General features: G+C 66.3%; 23 protein-coding genes. 21 read left to right on the top strand and 2 right to left on the bottom strand.

All coding sequences use genetic code 11. The features are described 5' to 3' along the window. Positions 1-28: 28 nt before the first annotated feature. From def to rpe, 4 genes are read left to right on the top strand one after another with little or no spacing between them, the layout of a single operon-like run. Positions 29-637, top strand: coding sequence for a peptide deformylase (def, locus tag B384_RS0109235; protein ID WP_019482834.1), 609 nt, complete (start codon positions 29-31; stop codon positions 635-637). Continuing rightward, positions 634-1,578 (top strand): methionyl-tRNA formyltransferase, encoded by a 945-nt coding sequence (fmt, locus tag B384_RS0109230; RefSeq protein WP_019482833.1) that lies wholly within the window; start codon positions 634-636, stop codon positions 1,576-1,578. Before def ends, fmt begins: the two co-directional genes overlap by 4 nt. Before the next feature lie 13 nt (positions 1,579-1,591). Further along, positions 1,592-3,160: an RsmB/NOP family class I SAM-dependent RNA methyltransferase gene (locus tag B384_RS0109225; protein WP_019482832.1), complete on the top strand. Its 1,569-nt coding sequence runs from the start codon at positions 1,592-1,594 to the stop codon at positions 3,158-3,160. A 28-nt stretch (positions 3,161-3,188) separates the two neighbouring features. Next, positions 3,189-3,863, top strand: coding sequence for a ribulose-phosphate 3-epimerase (gene rpe, locus B384_RS0109220; protein WP_019482831.1), 675 nt, complete (start codon positions 3,189-3,191; stop codon positions 3,861-3,863). A gap of 75 nt (positions 3,864-3,938) precedes the next feature. Here rpe and B384_RS0109215 read toward each other — a convergent pair whose 3' ends face one another. Then, a complete protein-coding gene (locus tag B384_RS0109215; RefSeq protein WP_019482830.1) occupies positions 3,939-4,604 on the bottom strand; it encodes an acVLRF1 family peptidyl-tRNA hydrolase in 666 nt (221 codons plus the stop codon). A gap of 92 nt (positions 4,605-4,696) precedes the next feature. On the opposite strand from B384_RS0109215, the gene B384_RS0109210 reads away from it, so the two are divergent. From B384_RS0109210 to nusB, 13 genes are all read left to right on the top strand, one after another. Beyond that, positions 4,697-6,091 carry a replication-associated recombination protein A gene (locus B384_RS0109210; protein ID WP_019482829.1) on the top strand — a complete coding sequence of 465 codons (1,395 nt, stop codon included), beginning with the start codon at positions 4,697-4,699 and terminating at the stop codon, positions 6,089-6,091. A 277-nt stretch (positions 6,092-6,368) separates the two neighbouring features. Beyond that, the gene (rpsD, locus tag B384_RS0109205; RefSeq protein WP_019482828.1) at positions 6,369-6,995 is read left to right on the top strand and encodes a 30S ribosomal protein S4; all 627 of its coding nucleotides are present in this window, start codon (positions 6,369-6,371) and stop codon (positions 6,993-6,995) included. Positions 6,996-7,142: 147 nt separating this feature from the next. After that, the gene (locus B384_RS0109200; RefSeq protein WP_019482827.1) at positions 7,143-7,517 is read left to right on the top strand and encodes a DUF948 domain-containing protein; all 375 of its coding nucleotides are present in this window, start codon (positions 7,143-7,145) and stop codon (positions 7,515-7,517) included. 7 nt (positions 7,518-7,524) lie between these two features. After that, positions 7,525-7,782, top strand: coding sequence for a DUF6167 family protein (locus B384_RS0109195; protein WP_237715275.1), 258 nt, complete (start codon positions 7,525-7,527; stop codon positions 7,780-7,782). 98 nt (positions 7,783-7,880) lie between these two features. Further along, positions 7,881-10,559 carry an alanine--tRNA ligase gene (alaS, locus tag B384_RS0109190; protein WP_019482825.1) on the top strand — a complete coding sequence of 893 codons (2,679 nt, stop codon included), beginning with the start codon at positions 7,881-7,883 and terminating at the stop codon, positions 10,557-10,559. A gap of 18 nt (positions 10,560-10,577) precedes the next feature. Then, complete coding sequence (gene ruvX, locus B384_RS0109185) at positions 10,578-11,171, top strand: Holliday junction resolvase RuvX (RefSeq protein ID WP_019482824.1); 594 nt, start codon at positions 10,578-10,580, stop codon at positions 11,169-11,171. Beyond that, positions 11,168-12,406, top strand: a complete 1,239-nt coding sequence (gene mltG / locus B384_RS0109180) for an endolytic transglycosylase MltG (protein WP_019482823.1) — start codon at positions 11,168-11,170, stop codon at positions 12,404-12,406. Before ruvX ends, mltG begins: the two co-directional genes overlap by 4 nt. Further along, positions 12,407-13,318: a shikimate dehydrogenase gene (locus B384_RS0109175; protein ID WP_019482822.1), complete on the top strand. Its 912-nt coding sequence runs from the start codon at positions 12,407-12,409 to the stop codon at positions 13,316-13,318. It abuts the gene before it with no gap. Between the two features lie 32 nt (positions 13,319-13,350). Continuing rightward, positions 13,351-14,550, top strand: a complete 1,200-nt coding sequence (gene aroC / locus B384_RS0109170) for a chorismate synthase (protein WP_024476966.1) — start codon at positions 13,351-13,353, stop codon at positions 14,548-14,550. After that, positions 14,550-15,077: a shikimate kinase gene (locus B384_RS0109165; RefSeq protein WP_019482820.1), complete on the top strand. Its 528-nt coding sequence runs from the start codon at positions 14,550-14,552 to the stop codon at positions 15,075-15,077. Before aroC ends, B384_RS0109165 begins: the two co-directional genes overlap by 1 nt. A gap of 26 nt (positions 15,078-15,103) precedes the next feature. Continuing rightward, positions 15,104-16,213 carry a 3-dehydroquinate synthase gene (gene aroB, locus B384_RS0109160; protein WP_019482819.1) on the top strand — a complete coding sequence of 370 codons (1,110 nt, stop codon included), beginning with the start codon at positions 15,104-15,106 and terminating at the stop codon, positions 16,211-16,213. 146 nt (positions 16,214-16,359) lie between these two features. Next, entirely contained in the window at positions 16,360-16,923 is a 564-nt protein-coding gene (gene efp / locus B384_RS0109155) for an elongation factor P (protein ID WP_019482818.1), read from the top strand. Beyond that, positions 16,920-17,330 (top strand): transcription antitermination factor NusB, encoded by a 411-nt coding sequence (nusB, locus tag B384_RS0109150; protein WP_019482817.1) that lies wholly within the window; start codon positions 16,920-16,922, stop codon positions 17,328-17,330. The genes efp and nusB overlap by 4 nt, the downstream gene beginning before the upstream one ends. Positions 17,331-17,396: 66 nt before the next feature. Here nusB and B384_RS18430 read toward each other — a convergent pair whose 3' ends face one another. Beyond that, the gene (locus tag B384_RS18430; RefSeq protein WP_156809034.1) at positions 17,397-18,569 is read right to left on the bottom strand and encodes a PrsW family intramembrane metalloprotease; all 1,173 of its coding nucleotides are present in this window, start codon (positions 18,567-18,569) and stop codon (positions 17,397-17,399) included. A gap of 186 nt (positions 18,570-18,755) precedes the next feature. Here B384_RS18430 and pyrR point away from each other — a divergent pair, with 186 nt between their 5' ends. The 4 genes from pyrR to B384_RS0109125 are packed head-to-tail and all read left to right on the top strand — an operon-like array spanning position 18,756 to position 22,229. Next, complete coding sequence (gene pyrR / locus B384_RS0109140; protein ID WP_192813077.1) at positions 18,756-19,361, top strand: bifunctional pyr operon transcriptional regulator/uracil phosphoribosyltransferase PyrR; 606 nt, start codon at positions 18,756-18,758, stop codon at positions 19,359-19,361. Then, positions 19,358-20,362 carry an aspartate carbamoyltransferase catalytic subunit gene (locus B384_RS0109135; protein WP_019482814.1) on the top strand — a complete coding sequence of 335 codons (1,005 nt, stop codon included), beginning with the start codon at positions 19,358-19,360 and terminating at the stop codon, positions 20,360-20,362. Before pyrR ends, B384_RS0109135 begins: the two co-directional genes overlap by 4 nt. Next, positions 20,359-21,702, top strand: coding sequence for a dihydroorotase (locus B384_RS0109130; protein ID WP_019482813.1), 1,344 nt, complete (start codon positions 20,359-20,361; stop codon positions 21,700-21,702). Before B384_RS0109135 ends, B384_RS0109130 begins: the two co-directional genes overlap by 4 nt. Next, positions 21,690-22,229, top strand: coding sequence for a PH-like domain-containing protein (locus B384_RS0109125; protein ID WP_026041079.1), 540 nt, complete (start codon positions 21,690-21,692; stop codon positions 22,227-22,229). Before B384_RS0109130 ends, B384_RS0109125 begins: the two co-directional genes overlap by 13 nt. The last annotated feature ends 12 nt before the right edge of the window (positions 22,230-22,241 follow it).

Genomic DNA, 22,241 nt, shown 5'->3' with positions numbered 1-22,241 from the left:
TATTCCCAACGTTAGGACCACGGAGAGCATGGCCGTCTTGAGCATTCGGATCATCGGCGACCCGGTACTGAGAACCCCCTCTGCCGAGGTCACCAGTTTTGGACCCGAACTCGCCAGACTGGTTTCCGACATGATGGAAACCATGGACGACGTGCATGGCGCCGGACTCGCAGCGCCCCAGGTGGGGGTGAGCCTGAGGGTCTTCACCTTCAGGATCGACGACGTTTCCGGGTACGTCATCAACCCTGTCCTGGAGGTAAAAACCGGGACCGGGGACGAGGAACTGGAAGGTTGCCTGTCGATCCCCGGACTCGGCTACCCGTTGAAGCGCGCGGACTGGGCGCGGGTGACTGGCGTGGATATCCATGGTGACGCTGTCGCCTATGAGGGCACCGGTATGCTCGCCCGCTGCTTCCAGCACGAGACCGACCACCTCAACGGCTCCCTGTACATCGAACGCCTCGACGGGGAGCACCGCAAAGCCGCCATGCGTGCCATCCGGAGCTCGGCCTACTCCTCGGTTGCCGACCAGACCACCCGTGACCGGTCACAGTCACTCGGTTCCAGTTTCGGGCTCGGAGCGTCAACCGCCCGACCAACCACTGGGACGAGCCGGAGTGGGGCCAGACGATCATGAGGGTGCTCTTTGCAGGCACTCCGGCCGTGGCGGTGCCCTCCCTCGACGCGCTGGTGGCTGCCGGGTTCGACGTCGTCGCGGTGCTGACACGTGAAGACGCGCCACTGGGCCGTAAACGGATCATGACGCCCAGTCCGGTAGCCGCCCGAGCGGCGGAACTGAATCTCCCGGTCATTCGCGCCAACCGGATTGACGGCGCAGTTACCGCGCAGATTGCCGACCTCAATATCGCAGTGGCAGCCATCGTTGCCTACGGCGGGCTGGTTCCGCAGCCAGCGCTGGAGCTGCCGCAGCATGGCTGGATCAACCTCCATTTCTCGCTGCTGCCATCCTGGCGCGGTGCCGCCCCGGTGCAGCACTCAGTCATCGCCGGCGACGAAATCACCGGAGCCTCCACCTTCCGCCTGGAAGCGGGCCTCGACACGGGGCCGGTCTTCGGCACCATGACCGAAACGGTGCAACCCAGCGACACCAGTGGCGAGTTGCTGGAACGGCTAGCCCACAGTGGCGCCGTCCTGCTGGTCCAGACCCTGTCAGCCATCGCGGCCGGCCAGGCCGTGGCAGTTCCCCAACAGGGAGATATCAGCCTGGCACCCAAACTCACCATCGACGATGCCCGGGTGGATTGGGGTCAGCCGGCTCTTGCTGTCCGCCGACGGATCAATGGTGTGACACCCGAGCCGGGCGCCTGGACCCAGCTGGGTGATCAGCGGGTAAAGGTGGGCCCGGTGTCGCCGTGGGTCGCGAATCCCGATGTGGGTGCGGACGCGGTTGCGGCTCTCGCCCCGGGCGAAGTGACGATGGCCGGCGCTGCCGTGCTGGTCGGAACAGGCTCCACTCCCGTGGTGCTGGGCGATATTCAGCCTGCTGGGAAAAAGATGATGCGTGCACAGGACTGGGCGCGCGGCGCCCTTCAACAAGGAGAGCTGGTTTTTTCGTGACGAGGTTATTTTCGTGAGCAATCCAGGGCAGGGCAAAGCGGGCGGTTCCGACCGCCGTCGCAATGCGGCCGGACGGGAACGTAACAGGTCAGAGCCGCGCGGGTTCTCCACCGCCGCACCATCGGAGCGGACCCGACGCGCCGACCCGGCACGACTGGTCGCCTTCGAGGTGCTCCGCGCCGTCGCCGCCGACGACGCCTACGCCAACCTGGTGCTGCCGGTCAGCATCCGCAAACACAAGCTCGACAAGCGCGACGCAGGCTTTGCCACCGAACTGGCCTACGGAGCGTTGCGCGGCCAGGGCACGTATGACGCTGTGTTGGCGAAGTGCGTCGACCGCCCCCTGGAGAAGCTCGATCCTGCCATCCTCGATGCCCTGCGGATCGGCACGCACCAGCTGCTCGCCATGCGGATTCCCGCTCATGCTGCACTGGACCAGACCGTCGGCCTCGCCCGCGCCGTCATCGGTGCCGGACCGTCGGCTCTGATCAATGCAGTCCTGCGGCGGGTTTCATCGAAATCCCTTGAGGAGTGGACAGCAGAACTCACCGCTGGCCTGACCGATGCCACCAAGATCAGTTCGCTTACCCACAGCCACCCGGAGTGGATTGTCCGGGCGCTCCGGCAGGCCCTCGTCGACCACGGCCGGGACGTGTCCGAGATAGAAACGCTGCTCGCGGCGAACAACGCGGCACCGGTAGTCAATTTACTGGCACTCCCCGGGCTGGGGTCCCTCGATGAGGCGTTCGAAGCCGGGGCTGTTCCCGGGGAGCTGGCCGAAGGATCGGCACTGTTCTCAGCGGGCGACGTCGGCCGCCTGGAAAGCATCAGGACCGGCACCACCCGGGTCCAGGATGCCGGATCCCAGTTGGTTGCCCGTGCCCTCGCGGCAGTGAAGCTGGTGCCAGCTGAGTCGGAAGCCGTGAAACCGGAGGCGGCGGAAGACGGAGCGGGGTCGGTGAAAACCGGCACTGCCGGCCACTCCGAGCAGTGGCTGGACCTGTGCGCTGGCCCCGGCGGCAAGTCGGCACTGCTGGGTGCCCTGGCACAGCAGCGGGGTAACACGCTGGTGGCCAATGAGCCGTTGGAGCACCGGGCCCAGCTGGTGCGGCAGGCACTCCGGCCGCTCGACCCTGCGGTCTGGTCCGTCCGGGTCGGCGACGGTCGAACGGTCGCCGAGGATTTCCCCGACACCTTTGACCGCGTCCTGGTGGACGCGCCCTGCACTGGACTCGGCGCGCTGCGCCGCCGCCCGGAAGCCCGCTGGCGGCGCAAGCCTTCCGACATTGCCGGACTCGGAACGCTGCAGCGTGAACTCCTGGCCGCGGCGCTGACGGCCGTCCGACCCGGGGGAGTTGTCGCCTACGTGACCTGTTCCCCGCACCCGGCCGAGACCTCGGCGGTGGTCCAGGATTGCCTGCGCCGCCGTGACGACGTCGAACTCATCGACGCGGGCGCTGTCCTCGACGGCGTCAGCCTCACCGGGTCGCTGGCCGCCGGGCACGAGTCGACAGCCCAGCTCTGGCCACACGTCCATGGCACGGATGCGATGTATCTGGCCCTGATCCGCCGCACTGCATAGAACCATCCTCTTCCGCCCAAGGAGCGCCATGACCGCCTGTTGCATCAACCCGAGCATCCTGTCCGCCGACTTCGCCAACCTGCAGGCAGAGCTCGCACGTATTGCGTCGGCTGATGCGGTGCACGTGGACGTCATGGACAACAGTTTCGTCCCCAACCTGACCCTTGGTCTTCCGGTGGTCAAACGGATCCACGAGGTCAGTAACCTTCCGCTGGACGTGCACCTCATGATTGACGACGCCGACCGGTGGGCTCCCGGTTACGCCGAACTCGGTGCAGCCTCAGTGACGTTCCATGCCGAAGCAGCGGCGGCGCCGATCCGGTTGGCCCGCGAACTGCGCAGCATCGGCTCCAAGGCAGGCATGGCGCTACGCCCGGCGACACCCGTCGAACCCTACCTCGACCTCCTGGGCGAACTGGATCTCCTGCTGATCATGACGGTCGAACCCGGTTTCGGTGGCCAGCCGTTCCTCGACGTCATGCTGCCCAAAATCCGGCGCGCGGCCGAAGCGATCAGGGGGAGCGGTCTGCCGGTGGCACTTCAGGTGGACGGTGGCATCACCGAGGACACCATCCTCCGGGCCGCCGACGCCGGGGCAACAGTCTTTGTCGCAGGCTCCGCGGTGTACGGTGCGGACGATCCCGATCAGGCTGTTATACGTCTCCGCGACGCCGCCCAACGCGCCTCAGACGAACGCCGGTAAGTCCGGCAACCGGCAGGTCAACCGACGCATCAACCGGCTGAGGCAGGTCAACCGACGCATCAACCCGCACCCGAGTCACGGGTCGGTGATGGTAATCCTGATCGAGCGGGCGTCGATTGCTGCCTGCTTGAGGATGTCCAGCCGCGGATCGGGTACCACCAGGAATGCCAGCTGCGGCAGCGCCCGATAGCTGCGCAGGACCGGGTTCGCCAGGGTTTCGCTGGCCAGCGGCCGGTCTCCGCCCAGCTGCAGGCTGCCGGGGCTGTGCTCGGCGAACAGCCGCGCCGCATGAACCGCTGCTGCATCGGCCAACCCGGCCGCCTGATTGGCCCGCCGCCGCGCGAAGCGCTGCTGTGACCAGCCGCCGGCCGCGGTCCGGGACTGGACATATTTGGTGCCGGTCTTCGACGCCACCAGCTTGCCGTGCTCGGCCACACCCACCGCATAGCCGCCCCGGCGTACCAGCAGCAACCCAATGAGACGCTGGCTGGTGGCCGCCGCGACCAGGTCATCGACCGTTGGGCCCCCCGGGCTGTCCCCGGCGGACTCCCCGCCGGACTCCCCGGGCGGGTGGAGCACGGCCACGCAGCCGTTGGCGCCGCGGAGCATGAGCGCCCCGCGCGACCGGGCGTCGTCGTCGAGCCCGTCGGTCGGAGCCAAACCGCCGTTCCCCGCACTGAACCGCTCCACCCAGCCGGGCAGCCGCTCGGGTGACACCAGCACCTGGCGCGGTGATCCCACTAGCGTCTCCGTTTCCTCTGCGACTGGTTGTCCCTCAGCTGGGCCGGCTGCCGATAGCCCCACCCTCAGTGCTTCACAGTAGCCTTGGCTGTGTGAATGATCTATTCAGCGCGGCGTACGGGTCCGACGACGACGACGACGTCACCAGCCACAGCGTCACCAGTGCCGAACGCCACCGCAGCCCCCTGGCCGTGAGGATGCGGCCGCGTTCAATTGACGAAGTAGTGGGTCAGCAACACCTCCTCGGCCCAGGGTCGCCGCTGCGGACCCTGGCGGGCGACGCCGACCGTACCGGCCCGGCAGGACCGTCCTCGGTGATCCTCTGGGGGCCGCCAGGCACCGGTAAGACCACGCTCGCACATGTGATTGCGCGGGGCCGCGGCCGGACCTTTGTTGAGCTGTCGGCCATTACCGCCGGGGTGAAGGACGTCCGCCGGGTGATGGACGAGGCCCTCACCGCCCGCGACCTGCACCGCACCACCACGGTCCTCTTCCTCGATGAAATTCACCGCTTCAATAAGGCACAACAGGACGCGCTGCTGCCCGGGGTCGAGAACCGCTGGGTGGTGCTTATCGCCGCCACCACCGAAAACCCCTCCTTCTCGGTGGTATCACCCCTGCTGTCACGGTCCCTGCTGCAAACCCTGAAACCTCTCACCGAGGCGGACATCGCCGATCTCCTGACCCGCGCGGTGAATGATCCGCGGGGACTCGACGGGTCGGTTCGGGTCAGCGACGACGCTCTCGAACACCTGGTCCGGCTGGCCGCAGGGGACGCACGCCGGGGACTGACCGCCCTCGAAGCCGCAGCCGGGGTGGCCCACTCGGCCACCGACGAGCCCGGGGAGCAGGTTCTGGTGCAGCTCGAACATGCCGAGAAAGCAGTCGACGTGGCCGCCCTGCGCTACGACCGTGCCGGCGACCAGCACTACGACGTCGCCAGTGCCTTCATCAAATCGTTGAGGGGGTCCGACGTCGACGCGGCGCTGCATTATCTAGCGAAGATGCTGGAGGCGGGGGAGGACCCTCGCTTCGTGGCTAGGAGGCTGATGATCTCGGCCGCCGAGGACGTCGGGATGGCCGATCCGACCGCCCTGCAAACGGCCGTCGCTGCAGCACAGGCCGTCGCGTTGATCGGCATGCCCGAGGGGCGGATCATCCTGGCCGAGGCGGTGGTGCATATCGCGACGGCGCCCAAATCCAATGCCTCGTACAACGGAATCAACGCAGCCGTCGCCGATGTGCGCGCCGGGCGGGGGCAGGGCATTCCGCAGCACCTGCGGGACGCCCACTACCCGGGGGCCAAACAACTGGGGCACGGCAGCGGCTACCTTTACTCCCACGACGAGCCGCACGGCATCGCCGCGCAGCAATACGCACCTGATGATCTGACCGGCCACGACTACTACCAGCCCACCGATCGTGGGGCCGAACGGGACATCGGCTCCAGGCTCGCCCGACTGCGGCGGATCATCCGCGGCAAGTGATTCAGCTCGGTGCCCGCAGCACTGCTAGGATTGACGGTTGACTGGCAAGTCGCGTTCTGCGCAACCCACCATCGAAGCTTTGATTCATTCAGGCATGACCCGCTCCGGCGGTTCACTTCGGGGCAGGGCTGCGCGCACTGCGAACTGTAGTACCGGGAAGCGGCCACTCCCGGCTCTCCGCAAGTGGAGGCCAGCGACACTGAAAGTGCCTGCCGTTCAACTGGGAAACCAACTGGGCAGCAGCGCAACTTTGCCGCAAAAATAATGGAAGGTATTCGTGGCTAACAACACACGTGCCCGCCGCAAGGTTCGCATTTCGCGTGCCCTCGGCATTGCTTTGACCCCTAAGGCCGAAAAGTATCTGGAACGTCGGCCGTACGCGCCCGGCCAGCACGGACGCGCCCGCCGCAAGCAGGACAGCGACTACGCTGTACGGTTGCGCGAAAAGCAGCGTCTGCGCGCCCAGTACGGCATCCGCGAAGCCCAGATGACCCGGGTCTTCGAGGAAGCTCGCCGCACCAAGGGCCTGACCGGTGAGAACCTGATTGAACTGCTCGAAATGCGTCTCGATGCCCTGGTGCTCCGCGCCGGCTTCGCCCGCACCAGCGCGCAGGCTCGCCAGCTCGTCGTTCACCGTCACATCATGGTCGACGGTTCACGCGTTGACCGCCCGTCCTACCGCGTCGCCGAAGGACAGCTCATTCACGTACACCCACGCAGCGAGGTCCTCGACCCACTGCAGGTTGCCGCCGCAGGCGCGCACCGCGATGTGCTGCCCGCAGTACCCGGCTACCTGGAGGTCCAGCTGGACAAGCTCCAGGCGCGCCTGGTGCGCCGCCCGAAGCGCTCCGAGGTCCCAGTGACCTGCGAAGAGCAGCTCGTGGTGGAGTACTACGCACGCTAGTTCCTTAGCTTTTACAGCAAGGACCGGCGCTCAAAGGCCCGCGGCACACGCCGCGGGCCTTTGAGTAGGTAAGGTACATAGGTAAGTTATCGCCGCTGAGCTATCGACGCCCAGGCGGCCTACCTGATTCAAAAGGAGACACGATCCATGTCTGGTGGAGATATCGCCGGTCTCATCGCAGCCGGTGTGTTCGCGGTGCTGGTCGCACTGCTGGCTATACCGGTGTGGAAGCTCGGCAAAGTGTTTGACGAACTGCGGACCACCATCAGGAGTGTCAGCAACGAAACCACACCCCTGATCGAGGAAGTGACAAGCACCGTCACCACCACGCATCAGCAGCTGAAGAATGTCGACGGAATCACGTCCAACGTCTCCGACGCGACCGCCAACCTCTCGGCCCTGTCATCCCTGATCGCCGCTACCGTCGGTGCCCCGTTGATCAAGGTTGCCGCGTTCTCCTACGGGGTGCGCACCGCCCTGGCCGGTCGAGGCAAGCCCGCTCCCCGCCGCCGCAGCCGCTAAGGAAACGATGAAAAACACAATGATCATGCGCGTCATCTGGATGGGCGCCGGAGTTGCCATCGGCGTCATCGCCGTACGGAAACTCGCCTCCGTCGCCGACAGCTACGGGCCTGCCGGGTTGAACCGTGCGATGGGCGAAGTGACTGATGGTGTCGCCAACTTCGCTGATGCGCTGCGGACAGGGATGCAGGAGCGCGAATCCGACCTCCGTGCCGCCCTCGGCATCGACCCCGCCGAAGTTCGCCCGGAACGTCCCGGCCAGTAACCGGACCGGGGCTGCCTGGCAGCCCGTCCCGCACCCCCAGCTGGGGTGCGACCCACAGGATCCTGGCCCTGAAAAAACCATAAGGACTGAAAGCTTCAATGAAATCCCATGAGATTGCACGGCGCTGGCTCGCGTTTTTCGAGGGCAAGGGGCACACGGTTGTGCCGTCGGCGTCGCTGGTATCGACCGACCCGTCACTGCTCTTCAACATCGCCGGAATGGTCCCTTTCATCCCGTACCTGACGGCTCGTGAGAAGGCCCCCTTCGACCGGGCCACCAGTATCCAGAAGTGCATCCGGACCGGCGACATTGAAGAAGTAGGCAAAACGGCCCGCCACGGAACGTTCTTCCAGATGTGCGGTAATTTCTCCTTCGGAGACTATTTCAAGGAAGGCGCCATCCCGATGGCGTGGGAGCTCCTGACCTCCCCACTCGACGCCGGAGGCTTCGGGCTGGACCCCGATCGTCTCTGGGTCACCGTCTACCAGGACGACGACGAGGCCCTCGCCATCTGGCGCGACCAGGTCGGTATCCCCGTTGAACGCATCCAGAAGCTCGGCGAAGCGGAAAACTACTGGAGCACCGGGCAGCCCGGGCCAGGCGGACCCTGCTCGGAAATCTTCTACGACCGGGGCCCCGAGTACGGCATTGCCGGCGGACCGGCCACCGACTCCCCGCGGTACATCGAAATCTGGAACCTGGTGTTCATGCAATACCAGCTGTCAGCAGTCCGTAGCAAGGAAGATTTCGACATCGCCGGCGAACTGCCGGCCAAGAACATCGACACCGGGCTCGGCCTCGAGCGCCTCGCCATGGTGCTGCAGGGTGTCGAGAACATGTATGAGACCGACCAGGTGCGTCCGGTGCTGGACCGCGCCGCGGAACTCTCGGGCAAGACCTACACCAGTGCCGAATCAGACACGGACCCGCACCACACCGATGACGTGCGGATGCGCGTCGTGGCCGACCACATCCGTTCAGCCCTGATGCTCATAGCCGACGGTGTGACCCCCTCCAACGAGGGCCGCGGGTACGTGCTGCGCCGCCTGATCCGGCGGGCCGTCCGTGCCATGCGTCTGCTCGGCGTCGAACGCGCCTGCCTCCCCGAACTGCTGCCGGCGTCCCGGGACGCGATGAAGGGCACCTACCCCGAGGTGGAGAAGGACTTCGAACGGATCAGCCGGATCGCCTACGCCGAGGAACGTGCTTTCCTGCGCACCATCGCCTCTGGTACCGCCCGCCTTGAGGGCGCGGTCCTGGAATCGAAGGCCGCAGGACGCCCGCTGTCCGGTGAGGACGCCTTCGCGCTGCATGACACCTTCGGCTTCCCCATCGACCTGACCCTCGAAATGGCTGCCGAAGCCGGCCTCGCGGTCGACGCCGACGGGTTCCGGTCGCTGATGCTCGAGCAACGCCAACGCGCCCAGGCTGACGCCCGCGGTAAGAAGGCTGGCCAGGCCGATCTGTCCGTCTTCACCGAGTTGCTGGCCAGCGGCCAGACCGTGTTCACCGGGTACGACGAGCTGACCACCGAAGCCATCGTCACCGGAATTGTCCGCGACGGCGTTGCCGTGCCCGCGGCATCGCAGGGCGAAGAGATCGACCTGATCCTGGACCAGACGCCGTTCTACGCTGAGGCAGGCGGCCAGGCCGCCGACGCCGGGCTCATCACCGGCAACGGCTTCGTGGTCGAAGTCCTCGACGTGCAACGCCCCATCAAAGGCCTCAGCGTCCACCGCGCGGTTGTCCGGGAAGGCGACATTTCGGTCACCTCACCCGTGGTGGCGGCCGTGGACCGGCAGCGCCGTCACGCCGGGGAGCAGGCCCACTCGGGTACCCACATCGTGCACGCCGCCCTCCACCAGATCCTCGGCCCCGAAGCGCTGCAGCGCGGCTCCTTCAACAAGGCCGGGTACCTGCGGTTCGACTTCTCCTGGGGCGAAGGCATCAGCGCCAGCGCCAAGTCGGAGATCGAAGAAGTCTCCAATATCGCCATCCGCAACAACCACACGGTAGAAACCAAGCTGATGAAGCTCGACGAGGCGAAAGCACTCGGCGCGACCGCCCTGTTCGGCGAAGCCTATGGCGACACCGTCCGGGTGGTCGAAATTGACGGTGACTGGTCAAGGGAACTCTGTGGGGGCACCCACGTCGGATCGACGTCGCTCATTGGATCGTTGACCCTGCTGGGCGAACAGTCGGTCGGTTCAGGTAACCGCCGCGTTGAGGCGTTCGTCGGAATGGACGCGTTCCGCCACCTCGCGGCTGAGCGTGCCCTGGTGACCGAGCTGTCGGACATGCTCAAGGTGCCGTCAGTCCAGCTGCCGGAACGGCTCGCAGCCACCCTGGCGAAGCTCAAGACCGCCGAAAAGGAACTTGAACGGTTGCGGAAGGAAGCGCTCAGCGCGTCGGCTGCGGCCCTGGTGGGCTCCGCGGTCGACGTCGACGGCGTCCGCCTCCTTGCGCACGACGCTGGAACGGTGAGCGGAGCCGACGACCTGCGGATTCTCGCTCTCGACCTCAGAAGCCGGCTAGGATCAGGCGCTGCAGTGGTGGCTACCGCCGGAATCAGCAACGACCGTCCGCTTGTCCTGGTCGCGACCAACGAGGACGCCCGCGCCGCCGGCGTGAAGGCCGGCGCGCTGGTCCGCGTCGCCGCTGGAATCCTCGGCGGCGGCGGCGGCGGTAAGGACGACGTGGCTCAGGGCGGAGGGTCCGATCCAGCGCAGATCGAGGCTGCCCTGACCGCCATCCGGTCCGCTGTCGCGTCCCGCTGATCACCCGCCTGATCAGCGATGACTGACACTTCACCCGGCACCGGGGACTACCCGCGGGGCGTCAAAATTGGCGTCGACGTCGGAATGGTACGGGTGGGGGTAGCCAGCAGCGACAGCGGGTCGCTGCTCGCCACCCCCGTCCGGACGATGAAACGGGATCTGAAGAAAAAATCGGACCTCAACATTCTGGTCCGGGAGATTGCCGAACGGGAGGCCGTCCAGGTGTTCGTGGGTCTGCCGCGGAACCTGAGCGGCACCGAATCGGCGTCCGCCGAGATGGCCCGCGGCTATGCGCTGGAGCTGGCGAACGCGATCCAGAGGGCCGGTCTCACCGCCAGCGTCCGGCTGATCGACGAACGGTTGAGCACCGTTTCGGCACATCGTTCCCTGAGGCAAGCTGGCTTGAATACCCGCGATCACCGTAAGGTGGTAGATCAGGCGGCGGCTGTCGAAATTCTGCAGCACGCCATGGATATGCAAAGGTCACAAATGCGGGATGTGGGGGATCCGGTTGCAGCGCGACAGCGGGCCCGCCCACAAGGGGACCCGCTGACCCTTAACAAGGAGCAGGACATTACGGAGAACAGCCGCGAAAGGAACCTGGAACTGTGAGCCACCACCACCCCCAGTTCCCGGCCGCCGACAGCGAACCGGAGCGTCACACCGACGACGCCCAGCACGACGACGGGTACGAGGGTTCCCACGACGAAACAGTCGAACCCGTCGAACAGTTCTTCGAACCCCGGTCGGGCCACCGGCGCAACCGCCGTCCGTCGAAAGCCAGGCAGCGTCGCCGCCGTCGTCGCACCATCGTCATGCTGGTGGTCATCCTCGGATTCATCGGGGTAGTCGTTGCGGTGTCCCTGATGCTTCGCGATCTGCTTGGACTGGACGACATCACCGACTATCCCGGACCCGGCGAAGGCAGCGTTGTCTTCACGGTGCCCGAGGGTGCGGGCCCACTCGCCATCGGCAACGGCCTGGAATCTGTCGATATTGTCGCTGACGGCTCCGAATTCGTTTCCGCGCTGCAACAAGTGGCAGACGGACGCGAAGTGCAGCCCGGCGAGTACGAACTCAGCTACCAGATGTCCTCCGAGGGTGCGGCGCTGGCACTGCTGGACGTCGAAGCGAACAAGGTCCTCTACGCGGCTGTCGCGCAGGGACTCCGGCAGGGGGAAACGCTTGACATTCTCGCCGAGTCGACCGGCATCGCGCGGGACGAGTTTGAAGAATTGGCCGCCGATCCCACCCAGTTCGGGCTTCCCGACGACGCTCGGAGCCTTGAAGGCTATCTCGCTCCGGGAGAGTACCGGTTCGACGTCGACGCCACCGCAACCGAGATGATCCAGACGATGGTCGATGGGACATTCGCCCTCCTCGAGGACGCGGGTGTCACCGATCCGGAGGAGCAGTTCAGAATTCTGACGATCGGCAGCATCATCGAGGCCGAGGCCGGCGAAGCCGACTACGCCGCGGTCTCCGGGGCTATCGAGAATCGGCTCGGAGAAGACAACACCGAGACGAACGGGCTAATCCAGTCGGATGCGACGGTCACCTATGGGCTGGACCGGCGCAGCTTCGACTTCACCGAAGAGGAACGCGCCGACGAGTCCAACCCGTACAACACCTTCGCCAACCCGGGTCTGCCGGTGGGGCCAATCGGGTCACCCGGTGCCGAAGCAATCGATGCCGCGGTGAATCCCGCGGACGTGCCCTTCTACTACTGGGTCACCGTTAACCTCGACACAGGCGAAACAAAGTTCTCGGAAACACTCGCCGAGCACGCCGTCTATGTCGCGGAATACCAGGCCTGGTGCGCTGACAACCCCGGCCGGTGCAGCTAGGTGAATCGGTCGGCGCACGCCGCCGCCAGCACAGCCCGCGCCCGGCAGCCACTGCGGGCAGCAGTGATTGGGTCACCGATCGGACACTCAAAATCGCCTGCGCTTCACCGGGCCGCCTATCGGCTCCTGGGGTTTGATTGCAGCTATGAGGCCATCGAGGTGTTGCCCGAAGACCTCCAGTCGTTTGTCAGCCAGGTCCGGACGGCTGACGGCTGGCGTGGACTGTCGGTGACCATGCCGCACAAGGCAGCGATGGTTGACCTGGTCGACCAGGTGAGTGGGCACGCAGCTGCGTTGGGCGTGCTCAACACTGTGACTGTCGACGGCGCGGGGGGAGACCGCGTCCTGACCGGCCACAACACGGACGTCGCAGGCATTGTGGGTGCGCTCAGGCACGGCGGAGTCCGTGTACCGCCGGAGACTGCGGTGATCCTCGGTGGCGGCGGGACCGCTGCCGCCTCCCTGGCCGCCCTGCAGGAACTGGGTGCCACCCGGGTCACCGTCTTTGTCCGATCCCCTGAGCGTGCTGCACCCCTGGAGGTCCTCGGACGCTCCCTCGGGCTCGACGTCGCTGTCCGCGGGTGGAACGACGCCGTGGAGGGTCTGCGACACGCCGACGTCGCCATCTCCACCCTCCCTCCGCACGGGGCTGATTCGCTCGCCCAGGAAGTGTCCTGCGCTCCGGAAGCATTGGTGGGGGTCCAGCCGGTGCTCCTGGACGTTGCCTACGACCCCTGGCCAAGTCCCCTCGCTGACGTCTGGCAGGTCCGAGGCGGGGCCATCGTGCCGGGACTGGAGATGCTGATCTATCAGGCGGTGGAGCAGGTCAGGCTGTTCTCCGGCGGTGCTTTCACCGACGATCTGCCGGTCCTAAAAGTCATGTGTGACGCAGTCGGAGCGCCCTCGCGCTGAAACAGCAGCGACACCGTGGCAGGATTGGAGGCATGTTGCGTTGGTTAACTGCCGGAGAATCCCACGGACCGGCACTGGTGGGAATTATTGAAGGAATGCCTGCAGGCGTGGAGATCACGAGCAGTGACATTCAGGCTGCGCTGGCCCGTAGGCGGCTCGGCTATGGGCGTGGCGCCCGAATGAAGTTCGAGCAGGATCAGGTCAGCATCATCGGCGGTGTCCGGCACGGGCTGACCCAGGGCGGACCCGTGGCGATTCAGGTGGGCAACACCGAATGGCCCAAGTGGGACCAGATCATGTCAGCCGACCCGGTGGACCCCTCCGAGTTATCCGAACTCGCCCGGAACGCGCCACTGACCCGCCCCCGTCCGGGACACGCGGACTTCACCGGAATGCAGAAGTACGGCTTCGACGAGGCGCGTCCCGTGCTGGAACGGGCCAGCGCGCGGGAGACAGCCGCCCGGGTTGCGCTGGGAGAAGTAGCCGCCCGCTTCCTGTCAGCGCTCGGCATCTCCCTGGTCAGCCACACGGTCGCCATCGCGTCGGTAGCAGTCCCCGAAGGTTCACCCCTGCCCGGGCCGTCCGATGTGATCGCGCTGGATCAGGATCCGCTGCGCTGCTTTGACCGCGAAACCTCCCTCGCGATGGTGTCCGAGGTGGACGCCGCCCACAAAGAGGGTGAAACGCTCGGCGGGGTGGTGGAGGTGGTGGTCTACGGGCTGCCACCAGGGCTGGGGAGCTACGTTCACTGGGACCGGCGCCTGGACTCCCGCCTCGCGGCAGCACTGATGGGCATTCAGGCCATCAAGGGCGTCGAGGTGGGCGACGGGTTCCTCACTGCCGCGCGACGCGGGTCAAAAGCCCACGACGAGATTGTGCGCGGTGACTCCGGCATGATCGAGCGGACCAGCAACCGCGCCGGCGGGATTGAGGGTGGGATGAGCATCGGCGACACACTGCGGGTCCGTGCCGCCATGAAACCCATCGCCACCGTGCCACGAGCCCTGCGCACCATTGATGTCAGCACCGGTGACGCCGCCCGGGCGCATCACCAGCGGTCCGACGTCTGCGCCGTCCCCGCCGCCGGGGTGGTCGCCGAAGCCATGGTGGCCCTGGTCATCGCCGAAGCGGTCACCGAGAAGTTCGGTGGGGACTCTGTCCAGGAGACAGCACGCAACCTGGCAGCCTATCTGGCGGCCATTCCCACCTCGCTCAACTCGGCTGGGAACTAGTGGCTTCACCCGGCGTCGGACCGGTGGTCTTCATCGGACTGATGGCTACCGGTAAGTCAGCGGTCGGCGCGGGCCTCGCCGCACGGCTGGGCTGGCCGTTCGTCGATACCGATCAGATCATCGTTGCGCGGCACGGGCGGATCAGCACCATCTTCAAGAAGCAGGGTGAACCGGCTTTCCGGACGCTCGAGGCCCAGGTGGTTGCCGAGGTGCTCACCGAGGCACCGGCGCACCAGGTGGTATCGCTCGGTGGGGGAGCCGTCCTCGACGAGGGGACCCGCGCGCTGCTCGCCGGGGCACGGGTGGTCTTCCTGGACGCTGACATAGCCACGGTGCGTCGCCGGATCACCCGGGACCGGAGCCGCCCGCTCCTTGCCGGCGATCCGGTGGAGGCCTGGACCCGGATGGATCGGGAGCGGCGGCCAGTCTACGAAGGCCTGGCCGACTGCGTCCTTGATACGCGGGGCCGCTCCATTGACCAGCTCGTCGCCGAGCTCATCCAACAGTTTCAGCTGACACAGTCGTAGCTGATCAGACCAACGAAGGGACAGTCATGGCCAACGAGCCGACAGTCAGCAAAGAGCCGACCGTTATCAACGTCACCGGAACCCAGGCGGCAGAGAACTACGAGGTAGTCATCGGGCACGGGCTGCTGGAACGGCTCCCGGCTGTGTTGGGGGAGCGGGTTCGCCGCGTCCTGGTGATCCACCCGCGGGCACTCAGGAGCACCGGCGACACGGTGCGGGCCGAACTGGCCGATGCGGGATTCACCGCTGTCACGGCCGAAATCCCCGACGCCGAGGAAGGCAAACACATCCAGGTCGCCGCGTTCTGCTGGCAGGTCCTGGGCCAGAACGACTTCACCCGCTCCGACGCAGTCGTGGCGGTGGGCGGTGGCGCCGTGACTGACCTCGCTGGCTTCGTTGCGGCCACCTGGTTGCGGGGCGTCAAGGTGGTCCACCTGCCCACCAGCCTGCTGGGAATGGTTGACGCCGCAGTGGGCGGCAAGACCGGTATCAACACAGCCGAAGGCAAGAACCTGGTTGGCGCGTTCCACCCGCCCGCCGCTGTCCTGGCCGATCTTGACACCCTCGCGACGCTACCCCGCAACGAACTGCTCACCGGGATGGCTGAAGTGGTCAAATGTGGCTTTATCGCCGATCCGCGCATCCTCGACCTGATCGAGGCAGACCCCGCAGCGGTGTCCGACGGCGGTTCAGCGACGGTCCGCGAACTCATTGAACGGGCGGTCGCGGTGAAGTCCGAGATCGTGTCAGCCGATCTCAAGGAAAGCGGACGACGAGAGTTCCTCAACTACGGCCACACCCTCGGCCACTCCATCGAACTGGCCGAGCGGTACTCCTGGCGGCATGGTGCAGCCGTTTCAGTGGGGCTGGTGTTCGCCGCGGAACTCTCCCGGATGGTCGGGCGGCTCAGCGACGAAACAGCCGACCGGCACCGCAGTATCCTCGAACTCCTTGAGCTGCCGGTGACGTATCGCCGGGACCGTTGGGCCGCCCTGCTGGACGGCATGCGCCGGGACAAAAAGTCAAGGGGTGACCTGCTGCGCTTCGTCGTGCTCGATGGCCTCGCCCGTCCCGGCATGCTGGAAGTCCCCGACACTTCGCTGCTGTTCGCCGCGTACCAGGAAATCGCTTCGTAGGAGCACCCGGCAGGTCACCCGCGACACCCGCCGCAGCCGCCTCCTGCACCACAGGGTAGAATGGGCTCTGGACTTTTCCCACCTCATCGCATGTGGCCTCCGGATGCTTACTGCCCGGACGTCGCTGTTTTACCCGAAAGAGACCTGTGGCTACCACAAACGACATCAAAAACGGCACGGTGCTGAAGCTCGAAGGCAACCTGTGGAACGTTCTCGAGTTCCAGCACGTCAAGCCAGGCAAGGGCGGCGCCTTTGTGCGCACCAAGCTGCGGAACATCCTGTCGGGCAAGGTAGTCGACAAGACCTTCAACGCCGGTCTGAAGATCGAAACAGCCACAGTGGACCGTCGTGACTACCAGTACCTGTACAAGGACGGCGAAGACTTCGTGTTCATGGACACGTCGGATTACGATCAGCTCACCGTTCCGGGCAAGACCGTCGGTCAGGCCGAGAACTTCATGCTGGAGAGCCTCATGGTCACCATTGCCATGCACGAAGGGTCAGCCCTCTACGTTGAGCTTCCGCCGTCGGTCGTTCTCGAAGTGACCTACACCGAGCCTGGGCTGCAGGGCGACCGCTCCACCGGTGGCACCAAGCCGGCCACTGTCGAAACCGGTTACGACATCCAGGTTCCGCTGTTCCTGGAAACCGGGACCAAGGTCAAGGTTGACACCCGCACCGGCGATTACCTGGGACGCGTCAACGAGTGAGTGCCCGCAGTAAAGCCCGACGCCGGGCACTGGACATCCTTTTCGAAGCGGAGCAGCGCGCCGTTTCACCACTCGAAGCGCTCAAGGCCCGTCGGGAAAAGACCGACACGGTGGTTGCCCCCTACTCAGTGGACATCATCGAGGGCGTCATGACCCAGGGCGAGCAAATCGACGAGTTCCTTGGCACCTACTCACAGGGCTGGACCCTGGACCGGATGCCAGCCGTGGATCGCATGATCCTCAGGGTGGGCGCCTGGGAGTTGCTGTACAACGCGGACGTGCCCGACGGCGTCGCCGTCAGCGAGGCGGTGGAACTGGCGAAAATGCTCTCCACCGACGAATCTCCAGCGTTTGTCAACGGTCTGCTGGGGCGTCTCCAGCAGCTGAAACCGACGCTGCTCGCCTAGACAGCAATTCCGCGCCATCCCGGACGCCGCGCTCCCTCGCAGGCCCAGGGGCAGACGCTCGGAGATTCAGCCGCGGGTGTTGGCCGCCGCCGTCGTCAGTAACTCGCGGCGGAGCCGGGTCACGTCGGCCAGCAGCAGCTGTTCCCGGCCGACGTTGAGCTGCAGGTCATGCCCGGCGATGATGCGTTGCCGGGTGAAGGCCAGCCGGGTGGCGGACCTGATGAATGCCTTCATGGTGCGCTGCCGGCCGATACGCCGGGCCCAGCCAAGCGCCTGTGACCGGCCGCCACGGGTGGCCAGCATGTGGACCTCCTGGGCAGTGAACCAGCCTGCTGCCGCGTAACCGCCGAGCCGGTCTTCGGTGACCCGCCGCTCGGCCCGTCGCAGTGCCATGATGCTGGCCAGCGCAGCAAGAAACAGGGGCAGCTGAATCAGGAAATAGAACTCGAAAAAGTCGGTGAAGAGTACCAGCAGGCCGCCGTTCCACAGCATGTGCCCGGCGATCGCCGGAACCAGGCCCACAATGAAGGCCGGGAAAATGAAGCGCGTGCCGCTGCGGGCTACCGCCAGCCCGAGCACCACGCCCAGGGCGGCGGTGAACATGACGTGCGCGAACGGCGAGAACAGGCCCCTGATCACGAACACGGCGACCAGCCCGCCCAGCCCGCCGCCATCCAGTGCCGCGGCACCGAAGTAGAGAATGTTCTCGGTGAATGCGAAGCCTGCGCCGACCATCCCCGCGTACACAATGCCGTCCACCGGTCCGTCGAAATGGCTGCGCCGGGAGAAGACCAGCACCAGGACGCCGAGCCCCTTGGCGATTTCCTCCACAAGTGGCGCCTGCAGCACCGGCCCAATCACGTCGGAGGAGGTGGAGGCCAACGCCAGGGACAGCAACTCAGTGACATAGCTACCCAGCAGCAGGGCTGCGACCACCGAGATTCCGGCACCCCACAGGAACGCGAACCAGAGGGCACCGCGGGGTTCAGGATCCCAACGGTCAATCCACATCAGCCCGGCGATACAGATGGACAGCGGGATCAGGGCGAGGATCCCGCATGAAATCAGGGCCCCGCCACCAAGGCTGCTGCTGAGGAACCAGGCGAGCACCACGAGGACCAGCGCCGCGATAATCACCAGCAGCACATTGACGACGCCGGGCCCCCGGCGCACAGCCCGGTCCCAGACCGGCTGAACAGGTTGCTGTGATTCCCAGGGCGGTGGCGCCGACATAGTCATTCTCACAGGGTAGATCGTCACGGGGTAGAACGTCGCAGGGGTGTGCCGTCGCAGGGCTAAGCCGTCACAGAAGGATGTGTCACAGGAGGAAGTGTCACAGGGAAGCCGGGGCGCGCTGTGATAGTTTTGACATCGCAACCAACCTTTAAATTCCGTCCTGTGAGGCGGGGAAGGAGGAAGCGTCCAATGACTATGCCCGCACCTCAGTCTGAGAGTGTTCTTTCGCGTGTCGTTCTCGCCGAAGCCGATATTGACCGAGCGCTAACCCGCATCGCCCACGAGATCCTGGAAGCCAACAAGGGCACCACCGATCTGGTGCTGCTGGGCATTCCCCGTCGTGGCTATCCGCTAGCCCAGCGCCTGGCCCGGAAAATCGCTGCCGCCGAAAACCAGACCACCGGTTCGCCACTGGACCCCACCGCGATCGTCGGCCAGCTCGATGTGACCATGTTCCGGGATGATCTGCGCCACCACCCCACCCGGCCGCCACTGCCAACCCAGCTGCCGCCGTCGGGCATTGACAACAAGGTAGTGGTCCTCGTCGACGACGTCCTGTATTCCGGGCGGACCATCCGGGCTGCCCTCGACGCTCTCGTGGACCTCGGCCGGCCGCGGGCGGTACGGTTGGCGGTCCTGGTGGACCGGGGCCACCGCGAATTGCCGATCCGCGCCGACCATGTGGGCAAGAACCTCCCCACCTCCTCGGCGGAGAAGGTGAGGGTCCACCTCGCGGAAATCGATGCCGTCGACGGGGAGCCCATCAACGAGGTTGTCATCGAGGGCCCCGCATGAGGCACCTGCTCTCCACCCGCGACCTGTCCAGGCAGGACGCCATCCGCATCCTGGACGTGGCCGAGGAAATGTCGGCGGTCGGTGAACGGGAGATCAAGAAGCTTCCGGCGCTGCGCGGCCGCACCGTGGTGAACCTCTTCTTCGAGGACTCCACCCGCACCCGGATTTCCTTCGAAGCCGCGGCCAAACGACTCTCGGCGGATGTCATCACGTTCGCCGTCAAGGGCTCCTCGGTGTCCAAGGGCGAATCGCTCAAGGACACGGCCCAGACCCTCGAAGCGATGTCCGCCGACGCCGTAGTGATCCGGCACTGGGCTTCCGGTGCGCCCGCCCGGCTCGCGACGTCGGACTGGATCGACGCAGCAGTGATCAACGCCGGGGACGGGATGCATGAACATCCCACCCAGGCGCTGCTCGACGCGTTCACCCTCCGGCGCCACTGGGCGAAAATCTCGGGCGTACCATCGGTCGGATCCGACCTGTCGGGCATGGCCGTCACCATCGTCGGCGACGTCCTGCACTCCCGGGTCGCCCGCTCAAACCTGTGGCTGCTGGAAACCCTCGGCGCCTCGGTCACCCTGGTCGCGCCGCCCACCCTCGTCCCGGTCGGTGCCGAACGGTGGCCCTGCCGGATCACCTACAACCTGGACGAGGCGCTGGCCGCCGGACCCGACGCGGTGATGATGCTGCGGCTGCAGGCCGAACGGATGAACGCGGCCTTCTTTCCCTCGACCCGCGAATACTCCCGGCGGTGGGGGTTCGACGACGCCCGGCTGGCGGCCCTCGATACCCACGGCCTGGACCACACGGTCATCATGCACCCGGGTCCGATGAACCGGGGCCTGGAAATATCGGCGGCGGCAGCCGACTCTCCCCGCTCAACAGTCCTGGCCCAGGTCCGCAACGGGGTCTCCGTCAGAATGGCCGCCCTGTATCTGCTGCTCTCCGGCGACGAACACCAGTCGCCGGCCACCGAACCCACTCAGGAGAACCCACGATGAACGCACCAGCCCCGGCCCGCTATCTCATCCGCGGCGCAGCGCTGCTCGGCCGGGAACGGGCAGACCTCCTGATTGCCGACGGGATCATCGCCGGCGTCGGCCAGGGACTTTCAGCCGCCGGTGCCGAGGTGATTGACGCTGACGGCCTGATCGCCCTCCCCGGCCTGGTGGACCTTCACACCCACCTCCGCGAACCGGGCCGGGAGGACGCCGAAACCGTCGAGACCGGTACCCGGGCGGCAGCCAGGGGCGGGTTCACGGCCGTGCACGCGATGGCCAACAGCACGCCCGTCGCGGACACCGCCGGAGTGGTGGAGCAGGTGTACAGCCTGGGCCGGCGCGCCGGCTGGGTGGAAGTCCGACCTGTCGGTGCCGTCACCGTAGGACTCGGGGGCACCCAGCTGGCTGAGCTCGGCGCCATGGCCGACTCCCGCGCGCGAGTCCGCGTCTTCTCCGACGACGGCGTGTGCGTCAGCGACCCCGTCCTGATGCGCCGGGCGCTGGAGTATGTGAAGGCGTTCGACGGCGTCATCGCCCAGCACGCGCAGGAACCCCGGCTGACCGAGGGGGCCCAGATGAACGAGGGCGCCGTCTCCGCGGTCCTCGGACTGACCGGCTGGCCCGCCGTCGCCGAGGAAAGCATCATTGCCAGGGACGTCCTGCTGGCCCACCATGTGCAGTCACGGCTCCACGTGTGCCACGTGTCGACGGCCGGGTCGGTGGAAATTATCCGCTGGGCCAAGGCCCGCGGCATCAGGGTGACCGCCGAGGTCACCCCGCACCACCTGCTACTCACCGACGAGCTGGTTCGTAGCTACAACCCGGTCTACAAGGTGAACCCGCCGCTCCGCACCAGCGAGGACGTGCAAGCACTGCGGGAGGCCCTGGCCGATGGGACCATCGACGTCGTCGGCACCGACCACGCCCCGCATCCTTCCGAGCACAAGGACTGTGAATGGGCGCAGGCCGCCATGGGCATGACCGGGCTGGAAACCGCGCTCTCGGTGGTGCAGCACACCATGATCAACACCGGCCTGATGGATTGGGAAGGCTTCGCCAGGGTCACCTCGAGCACCCCGGCAACGATCGGAGGCCTTGAGCAGCAGGGACGGCCGCTGGCCGAGGGTGAGGCAGCTAACGTCACACTCGTCGATCCGGAGGCACGCTGGGTGGTCGATCCGGATAAAATGGCCACGATGGGCCGTAACAGCCCATTCGCCGGCACCGAACTACCCGGAGCCGTGCATGCCACGTTCTTCAGGGGCCACCCAACCGTCCTGGCTGGCCGACTGAACACACCGCACCCAACTGCAGCTGAGGAATCCACATGGACTGGCTAATGCCCGTCGCCATCTCACTGGGCACCATCGCCGTCGTCGTCGCGCTCGGAGCCCTGGGCTGGCGTGCCCGCCTGGCCCGGCAACGCGACATCCCGGCGCCGTCCCCCGCCCCCGAAACACTCAGCGAACCGCGTTACCTGGCCAACGGCCAGTACGTGGTCACGACGACGGCGGGGGACTGGCTCGACCGGATCGCCGTCCATGGCCTGGGCGTGAAATCCAACGCCACGGCGAGCGTCCACGACGAAGGAATCCTGATTGTCCGCAGCGGCGCCCGGGACCTCTTCATCAGTCGTCCGGACCTGCGCGGCGTCCGCCTCGAGCGGGGGATGGCCGGCAAGTTCGTTGAGAAGGACGGGCTGGTGGTGTTCACCTGGACCCTGAACGGGACAGCCGTTGACACCGGATTCCGGACCCGCGAGGCAGCCGCCCGCACCGGCCTCCTCGACGCCGCTGCAGCCCTCGCCCCCGCAGCACCCAGCACCTCACAGGCTCAGGTTCACAACCCCACGAAGGACACACAGTGACAGATTCCAGCC

Source organism: Arthrobacter sp. TB 23 (assembly GCF_000294595.1).
Taxonomy (GTDB): domain Bacteria; phylum Actinomycetota; class Actinomycetes; order Actinomycetales; family Micrococcaceae; genus Arthrobacter_D.
This window is presented reverse-complemented; position numbering and strand designations above follow the sequence as displayed.

Excerpts from the sequence above, each read along its gene's own strand:
- B384_RS0109130 (WP_019482813.1), top strand. The coding sequence starts at position 20,359 with ATGAACGCACCAGCCCCGGCCCGCTATCTCATCCGCGGCGCAGCGCTG.
- ruvX (WP_019482824.1), top strand. The coding sequence starts at position 10,578 with ATGACTGACACTTCACCCGGCACCGGGGACTACCCGCGGGGCGTCAAA.
- alaS (WP_019482825.1), top strand. The coding sequence starts at position 7,881 with ATGAAATCCCATGAGATTGCACGGCGCTGGCTCGCGTTTTTCGAGGGC.
- def (WP_019482834.1), top strand. The coding sequence starts at position 29 with ATGGCCGTCTTGAGCATTCGGATCATCGGCGACCCGGTACTGAGAACC.
- rpe (WP_019482831.1), top strand. The coding sequence starts at position 3,189 with ATGACCGCCTGTTGCATCAACCCGAGCATCCTGTCCGCCGACTTCGCC.
- B384_RS0109135 (WP_019482814.1), top strand. The coding sequence starts at position 19,358 with ATGAGGCACCTGCTCTCCACCCGCGACCTGTCCAGGCAGGACGCCATC.
- B384_RS18430 (WP_156809034.1), bottom strand. The coding sequence starts at position 18,569 with ATGACTATGTCGGCGCCACCGCCCTGGGAATCACAGCAACCTGTTCAG.
- B384_RS0109125 (WP_026041079.1), top strand. The coding sequence starts at position 21,690 with ATGGACTGGCTAATGCCCGTCGCCATCTCACTGGGCACCATCGCCGTC.
- B384_RS0109200 (WP_019482827.1), top strand. The coding sequence starts at position 7,143 with ATGTCTGGTGGAGATATCGCCGGTCTCATCGCAGCCGGTGTGTTCGCG.
- B384_RS0109195 (WP_237715275.1), top strand. The coding sequence starts at position 7,525 with ATGAAAAACACAATGATCATGCGCGTCATCTGGATGGGCGCCGGAGTT.
- aroC (WP_024476966.1), top strand. The coding sequence starts at position 13,351 with ATGTTGCGTTGGTTAACTGCCGGAGAATCCCACGGACCGGCACTGGTG.
- pyrR (WP_192813077.1), top strand. The coding sequence starts at position 18,756 with ATGACTATGCCCGCACCTCAGTCTGAGAGTGTTCTTTCGCGTGTCGTT.
- aroB (WP_019482819.1), top strand. The coding sequence starts at position 15,104 with ATGGCCAACGAGCCGACAGTCAGCAAAGAGCCGACCGTTATCAACGTC.
- fmt (WP_019482833.1), top strand. The coding sequence starts at position 634 with ATGAGGGTGCTCTTTGCAGGCACTCCGGCCGTGGCGGTGCCCTCCCTC.